Origin of the sequence: Paracoccus zhouxuedongae, from assembly GCF_041927815.1 — a bacterium.
GTDB lineage: Bacteria > Pseudomonadota > Alphaproteobacteria > Rhodobacterales > Rhodobacteraceae > Paracoccus.
In genome coordinates, this window is sequence record NZ_JBHFHM010000005.1 from 245,089 (window position 1) to 252,853 (window position 7,765).

The window sequence follows — 7,765 nt, forward strand, 5'->3', positions numbered from 1 at the left end:
TTACACTTCTTTCAGGTGGAACAGGCGATGGCCGTCCAGCCAGGTCTCGAACCCGCCGGGCACGACAAAGGTCGTGGCATCGGATTCGATGATGGCGGGGCCGGTGATGCGGTTGCCGGGCGACAGCTTTTCCATCTGGTAAAGCTGTGCGTCGGCCCATTTGCCCTTGCGATAGAACTGTCGCGTGCCCAGCTTGGCGTTGTCGGGCGGGGTGGCGCTGCCTTCGGCTTCCTTCGGGATCCTGGGCTTGGGGATCGGCACGGTGCCGCGCATGATCGCGCCCGTCACCGAATAGCCCAGTTCCGGCGACCGGGCCGAGGCGGCATAGACATGGCCGTATTTTTCGTTGAACGCATCGACCAGCTTGTCCCAGTCGGCGGCGGTTTTCGCGCTTTCGATGGGGCTTTCGATTTCCAGATCGTTCAACTGGCCGCGATATTGCATCCGGTAGCCGGGCTGCAATTCGACCTGATCGCGGGTGTAGCCATTCAGCTCGAACTCCTCCAGCACCTTTTCGGCCAGTTCGTTCCAGGCCTCGTTGATGATCCTGGCTTCGCTGGCCTTGGCGTCATCGCCCGCCTTTTCGGCGATGTTGATGTCCAGCGACTTGTCATAGCGATATTCGAAATCCGCCGCCGCGCAGCCGAACGCGCTGAACCCCGCGGCCCAGGCCGGGATGATGACATCTTCAAAGTTCATGCCCTCGGTATAGCCATAGGTATGAACCGGCCCCGCGCCCCCGTAAGAGAAGCAGACAAAGGACGACGGCGAATAGCCCTTGCCCGATATCAGCGCCTTCAGATAATCGCGCAGGTCGCTGTCCAGCAGTTCGATGACACCGGCCGCGGCCTCTTCGACGCTGATGCCCAGCGGGTCGGCGATCTGTTCCTTCATCGCGTCCCAGGCGCGCTGACGGTCCAGCTTGACCTGACCGCCCAGAAAGTTGTCGGGGTTCAGATAGCCCAGAATGACGTGGCAATCCGAGATCGTCACCGTGTCAATCCCGCTGTCGGCCCAGCAGACGCCGACGCGATAACCCGCGCTGTCCGGGCCCAGCTTGATCGCCTTGGTATAGGGGTCCAGCCGGATGAACGACCCGGCCCCCGCGCCGACCGAATCCAGCCCCACCAGCGGCAGCGACAGCACCAGACGCGCCATGTCGGGGTCGTTCTGGATGGTCAGTTCGCCCTGCGTGATCAGCGCCACGTCAAAGGATGTGCCGCCGATATCGGAACAGGCGATGTTCTTGTAGCCCAGCACTTCGCCCAGATATTTCGCGCCGATCACGCCGCCGATCGGGCCTGACACGATGGTGCGCGCCAGTTCCTTGGCCTTCCACGAGATCGTGCCGCCATGCGTGGCCATCACCCGGAAATCGAACTTCGACCCGTTTTCCTTGAAGGCGCCGCTGATCTTTTTCAGCGTCTGCCGCGAGGGTTCGGCGGCGAAGGCCTCAAGCACGGTTGTGTTGGTGCGATGGGTTTCCTTGCGCACCGGATAGTAGTCGCAAGACGCAAAGACCGGGATCTGCTTTCCCGCCTTTTCGATTTCCTCAAGCACGATATCGCGCACGCGACGCTCATGGCCCGGGTTCTTGTAGCTGTGCAACAGCGAGATCGCGATGCCTTCGACATTCTGCGCGATCAGATCCTGCGCGGCCTGACGGGCGGTCTCCTCGCGCAGCGGGATCACGACGGTCCCGAACATGTCGATGCGTTCCATCACGCCGCGCGTCAGGTGACGCGGCACCAGCGGATCGTCGTAGTAATGGGTATTCAGATGGATGCGATCTTCATAGGCAAAGCCCAGATAGGCCTGACAGGCGCGGCCCATGCGGTGAAAATCCTCCATCCCCGCATTGACGATCAGCCCGGTTTTCAGCCCCTTGCGCTGCACGACGCGGTTCAGCATCGCGGTGCCGGAATAGACCCCCGTCTGGATCGAGGACAGCGCGTCCTCAAGGCTCAGACCCCAATGTTCCAGCCCCTCGCGGCTGGATTCAAGCAGGCCGCGCGCCTCGTTGTCGGGGGTCGATTGCGCCTTGCCGACGACGAATTCGCCCTCGGAATCCACGAAGAAGGTGTCGGTCATCGTTCCGCCCGCGTCGATGCCCAGCACCTGCACGGATCGCTTGTTGTCCTTGTCCAATGGCATGAAAGCCCCTCCCATCCTGTCGGGCCGGCCCGGATGCGGGCGCGGCTGACGGACAGGATGTCGGGGATGGGCGGGGGCCGGATGTCCGATGATCGGGCGGTCCGACGGACATGCTGCGGACGCGAAGGCGCGGCTCAGCGCCCGCGCGCGATGCCATAGCTATCCAGCTTCAGATACAGCGTCGATCGCGCGATCCCCAGGCGGCGCGCGGCACGGGTCAGGTTGCCGGTCTCGGCTTGCAGTGCGGCGATGATCTGTGCGCGCTCGGCATCGCGCAGCGTGTCGTCGCCAAGCGGACGCGCGGCTTCGCGGAACTCGGGTGGCAGGCTTGATTCGTCGATCAGCCCGGTCGGCGACAGGGCGTCCAGCGCCGCGATCAGGTTGTGCATCTCGCGCAGGTTGCCCGGCCAGCCATAGCTTTTCAGCCGCGCCATCGCCCCCGAGGTAAAGCGCAATTCGCGCGCCCCCTGCCGGTCGGCGTGGCGGCGGATCGTCTCGCGCAGCATCGGCTCGATCTCGTCGCGGCGCGCGCGCAGTGGCGGGATTTCCAGCCGCGCACCGGCGATGCGGTAGTAAAGATCGCTGCGAAAGCGGCCTTCGGTCATCTCATGATAAAGATGCCGCGTCGACAGCGCGATGATCCGCGCGCCATGTTCGGTCGCGCGCTCGACCAGCCCGAACAGCAGCTTCTGCGTCGACATCGGCGCCGCGCCGGGCGAGTTCAGGCACAAGATCCCCCGCGTATCGAACCGACCGGCGGCGATGTCCCGGCGCAACCCGTCGTCGGTCAGGTCCGTGCAGTCAAGCAGATCAAAGGCTTCGTCAGCCTGCGGACTGGCACGGTGAATGGCGCGGGCCAGAAAGCTTTTGCCGGTCCCCGTTTCACCCTCGATCAGGATCGGGATGTCGGTCGGGGCCAGACGCTGCGCCTGCGTGCACAGTCGCGCAATCGCCTGCCCGGCCCGCCCGATCCGCGCCAGTTCGGCACCGGGATCGGGCGCGGGCCGCGTGGGCCGCCGCAGCGATATCATGACGCCGATCGCCTGATCCTCGGGGCCGATGATTTCAAGGTCGGTGCCGGGCATGCAGCCCGACAGCGCCTCGGCAATCGTCTTGGGCGTCTGATCGATCAAGTCGGGGATGCGTTGGCGCAATTCGCGCAGCGCATCATCGTTTTCGCAGAAGCGGGTGAAATCCTCGGTTGCGAACACATCCGATCCGGCGCGATCCATCACCAGCATGGGCTGGCTGCCGCGGCGCAGCCGCATCCGCTGCAACTGGTCCATCAGCGCCTCGCGCTCATGCGCGATCAACCGGCGCAACTCGGATTCGATCTGCATGGCCAGAGTGGCCGACAGCGCCACCGCGGCCGTATCGGGGTTGATCCCGCTGCGCCAGGAAATGTCGACGACACCCAGCACCGCCCCGGTCGCCGGATCGGCAACCGGCGTCGCGGCACAGTTCCAGCGCTGGATTTCCTCGCAGAAATGTTCGGCCTCGCGGATCATGACGGGGCTGCCCATATGCAGGGCGGTGCCGATCGCATTGGTCCCGATGGCAGCCTCGGACCAGTTGCCGCCAATGTGCAGATGGTTTTCGCGCCCCCGGTCCAGCGTGCGCCGGTCGCCTGCGGCATCCACCACAACCCCCTGCCGGTCGCACAGCAGCAGGATGTTGCCGGTGCCGTCCAGCAACTGCCCGGCCCGCGCCAGGGCGGTCTGGGCGCTGACCCGCAGCCGGCGCGACAAGGCCCGCTGGGTCAGCAGCTCTTCCTCGGACAGGATCGGCGCCCGCTTCAACCGCGCGATGTGGCGCGGCGAGGATCGCTGCCAGCTCAGCAGAACGTCGCCACGGATCTGCGGCGGAATCCGGCCCGTGGCCAGGTAATCCTCCCAATCGGATTTGCTCAGCCGGTGTGGCATCTCTCCCTCCCCAGAGCGCATGACCACGCTTTCAGCACCGCACACGGCCCCCAAAGGTCGCGTGCGAAATGGCATCATACAGGGGTCCGGGCGGGAAAACTGTCCGATTTTCAGACGGCAGGCCGCAAAGGTGGCGCGCAGCCCGCACCGGGCCGGCTGCGCGCAGGATTCAGGCGTTCAGGATCACCTTCATCGCCTTTTCGCGGGCGGCGTTGGCGAAAACCTCATAGGCCTCCATGATGTCGCCCAGCTTGAACCGATGCGTGACCAGTCGGGCGGGATCGACCTTGCCCGCCTGCAGCGTCTTCAGCAGCATCGGCGTGGTGTTGGTGCAGACCAGCCCCGTGGTGATGGTGATGTTCTTGATCCACAATTCTTCGATATGCAGATCGACCTTGGTGCCATGCACGCCGACATTGGCGACATGCCCGCCGGGGGCCACGATCTTCTGACAGACATCAAAGGTCGCGGGCACGCCCACCGCCTCGATCGCCACATCGACGCCCTTGCCGCCGGTCATGTCCATGATCGTCGCAACGGCATCGTCCTGGCCCACCTGAATGGTGTCGGTGGCGCCGAAGGTGCGCGCCATCTCAAGCCGGGCGGAGTCCATGTCGATCATCACGATGCGACCGGGTGAATAGAACTGCGCCGTCAGCAGCACCGCCATGCCGACCGGACCGGCACCCACGATGGCCACCGTATCGCCGGGCTTGACCCCGCCATATTGCACACCGATCTCGAACCCGGTCGGCAGAATGTCCGACAGCATCACCAGGGCCTCTTCGTCGGCGCCCGCCGGGATCGGATACAGCGAGTTGTCGCCATGCGGGATGCGCACGTATTCCGCCTGCGTGCCGTCGATCTTGTGGCCCAGGATCCAGCCGCCATCCTCGCAATGGGCATAAAGCTGACGCTTGCAGTTCGGGCAGGCCCCGCATGAGGTGATGCAGGAAATCAGCACCGCATCGCCCTTTTTGAAGTTGCGAACGGCGGGGCCGACCTCCTCGACGATGCCGACGCCTTCGTGACCAAGGGTGCGGCCCTTGGTGACGGCGGGCACGTCGCCCTTGAGGATGTGCAGATCGGTGCCGCAGATCGTGGTCTTGGTGATCCGCACGATCACATCGGTCGGCTTTTCGATGCCGGGTTTGTCCTTTTCGATCCAGCCCTTATCGCCGGGGCCGTTATAGACAAGCGCTTTCATGGAGCCCTCCTGTACAGATGCCCCGACTATAACCCGCCCCCCGCCGCGCGCCCGTCCGATTTTCGGACGGCGCCGGCGAACGGGCCGAGTGCTGCGGTGCGCGAATGGGCAGGACAGTATGCGCGAGAGAGGGGCGGCATATGGAGAACGGCTCAGCCCCGCGTGTGTGGGGAGCAGTTTTCGCGCCCTAAATAAACGCGATCATCCGCCGGTTCATCCCCGCGTATGTGGGGAACAGTGGTGGCTCAAAGAGGACTGGATCATGGACGACGGTTCATCCCCGCGTGTGCGGGGAACAGGAACGCGGGTTTGTGGTTCATGCTGTCGCCCCCGGTTCATCCCCGCGTGCGTGGGGAACAGACCCAATTCCGCCAAGTGGCCTGCCAATCGAGCGGTTCATCCCCGCGTGCGTGGGGAACAGGAAGCCATTTACACCCTGACCCGCGACGCATTCGGTTCATCCCCGCGTGCGTGGGGAACAGGACAGCGCACCCTGTTGAGCGAGAGCATGATACGGTTCATCCCCGCGTGCGTGGGGAACAGGATGGCGTTGGCCCAGCCACCCATGCTTGCCACGGTTCATCCCCGCGTGCGTGGGGAACAGTCCTTGGTCCATGCGCCGTCGATCTGGTCGTCCGGTTCATCCCCGCGTGCGTGGGGAACAGGCCAGCCTGGAGGCGGGGCAAGTCTGGATCAACGGTTCATCCCCGCGTGCGTGGGGAACAGGTGGTTAGCCCCGGATTCGCGCCGGTCGGTGGAGGTTCATCCCCGCGTGCGTGGGGAACAGCCCACGAACATTGTTTGTCATTTCATGTCAGCCGGTTCATCCCCGCGTGCGTGGGGAACAGGCCCCCATGCCGATCAGGATCGGGATGCGGGTCGGTTCATCCCCGCGTGCGTGGGGAACAGGCCCGACAGACGCGCTCGGGCGCTGGTTAGCACGGTTCATCCCCGCGTGCGTGGGGAACAGCGGTCGGGCGCGCCGTTGGGCAGCAGGCGCAGCGGTTCATCCCCGCGTGCGTGGGGAACAGGGTGATCAGTTCTACGCCTCATTCCAGGCCAGCGGTTCATCCCCGCGTGCGTGGGGAACAGGACGCGACCTTCAACGCGACCGACGACGCGACCGGTTCATCCCCGCGTGCGTGGGGAACAGGTTGCCCCGCCACCGAACCGGCCCAATCCCGGCGGTTCATCCCCGCGTGCGTGGGGAACAGGCCGATCTGCACCGGGCCTGATTTCGCGGCAGCGGTTCATCCCCGCGTGCGTGGGGAACAGTACAACGAGAAAATCAAAGCGCAAACATTGCGCGGTTCATCCCCGCGTGTGCGGGGAACAGCCTCGCGATGGAAAGAAACCCCCGTATAAATCCGGTTCATCCCCGCGTGTGCGGGGAACAGCGCGGCACATAGCTGTCCGGCTGCGGGGGCTTCGGTTCATCCCCGCGTGTGCGGGGAACAGTGCTAGGATCAGCAACCGGACGGCTATTCAGCCGGTTCATCCCCGCGTGTGCGGGGAACAGGACACGAACACCTTGTCCTGGCTGAAGCGGTTCGGTTCATCCCCGCGTGTGCGGGGAACAGGCCCAGATCGATGCCAGGAACGGACTGCGCCTCGGTTCATCCCCGCGTGTGCGGGGAACAGTGAACGCGGTGATCGGTCACAACAACCCGCCGCGGTTCATCCCCGCGTGTGCGGGGAACAGCGGGTGCTGCCGACTCGCGATGAAATCCACGCCGGTTCATCCCCGCGTGTGCGGGGAACAGCTACCCGTTTCGTGCGTTATGCCCACACAAAACGGTTCATCCCCGCGTGTGCGGGGAACAGTAAGTTGACCGTAGGCCTGTTATCCTATACCCCGGTTCATCCCCGCGTGTGCGGGGAACAGAGACGGCGGCCGTGCGGGCGCGTGTGCTGGCGCGGTTCATCCCCGCGTGTGCGGGGAACAGTTCACGGACCTGTCCCAGCAGTGGGACAAGGACGGTTCATCCCCGCGTGTGCGGGGAACAGGTTGCTATCGACCAGATCAGGCAAGGCCGACCCGGTTCATCCCCGCGTGTGCGGGGAACAGGGCGGGCGAGCTGACCGGCATTTCCCTGGCCGGGGTTCATCCCCGCGTGTGCGGGGAACAGTGCCAGCGCCATGATCCTGGCCCACAACCATCCGGTTCATCCCCGCGTGTGCGGGGAACAGGGCGATCTCGATATTACCGTCGTAATTGGTCACGGTTCATCCCCGCGTGTGCGGGGAACAGCCGGTTGCTTTCATCTTAGCCATGGGTCGTTCCGGTTCATCCCCGCGTGTGCGGGGAACAGGATTGATTACAGCCCGCCGCCCGGCGCGGCGACGGTTCATCCCCGCGTGTGCGGGGAACAGCCGTCAGCCTCGGGGGCGAGTTCGGGGCGCAGCGGTTCATCCCCGCGTGTGCGGGGAACAGCCGTCAGCCTCGGGGGCGAGTTCGGGGCGCAGCGGTTCATCCCCGCGT

3 protein-coding genes and 1 CRISPR repeat array are annotated in these 7,765 nt (G+C 64.9%); all 3 genes read right to left on the reverse strand.

Translation table 11 applies throughout. From position 1 onward, the window contains the following. A complete protein-coding gene (locus tag ACEYYA_RS08445) occupies positions 1 to 2,154 on the reverse strand; it encodes a hydantoinase/oxoprolinase family protein (RefSeq protein ID WP_374799567.1) in 2,154 nt (717 codons plus the stop codon). Positions 2,155 to 2,288: 134 nt separating this feature from the next. Continuing rightward, on the reverse strand, positions 2,289 to 4,076 hold the full coding sequence (locus ACEYYA_RS08450) for a sigma-54-dependent Fis family transcriptional regulator (protein WP_374799569.1): 1,788 nt from the start codon (positions 4,074 to 4,076) through the stop codon (positions 2,289 to 2,291). Positions 4,077 to 4,245: 169 nt separating this feature from the next. Continuing rightward, positions 4,246 to 5,283 (reverse strand): zinc-dependent alcohol dehydrogenase family protein, encoded by a 1,038-nt coding sequence (locus ACEYYA_RS08455; protein WP_374799571.1) that lies wholly within the window; start codon positions 5,281 to 5,283, stop codon positions 4,246 to 4,248. A gap of 148 nt (positions 5,284 to 5,431) precedes the next feature. Next, a CRISPR array of direct repeats spans positions 5,432 to 7,717; the repeat unit is 29 nt; unit sequence CGGTTCATCCCCGCGTGTGCGGGGAACAG. Positions 7,718 to 7,765: the final 48 nt, after the last annotated feature.

Excerpts from the sequence above, each read along its gene's own strand:
- ACEYYA_RS08445 (WP_374799567.1), bottom strand. The coding sequence starts at position 2,154 with ATGCCATTGGACAAGGACAACAAGCGATCCGTGCAGGTGCTGGGCATC.
- ACEYYA_RS08450 (WP_374799569.1), bottom strand. The coding sequence starts at position 4,076 with ATGCCACACCGGCTGAGCAAATCCGATTGGGAGGATTACCTGGCCACG.
- ACEYYA_RS08455 (WP_374799571.1), bottom strand. The coding sequence starts at position 5,283 with ATGAAAGCGCTTGTCTATAACGGCCCCGGCGATAAGGGCTGGATCGAA.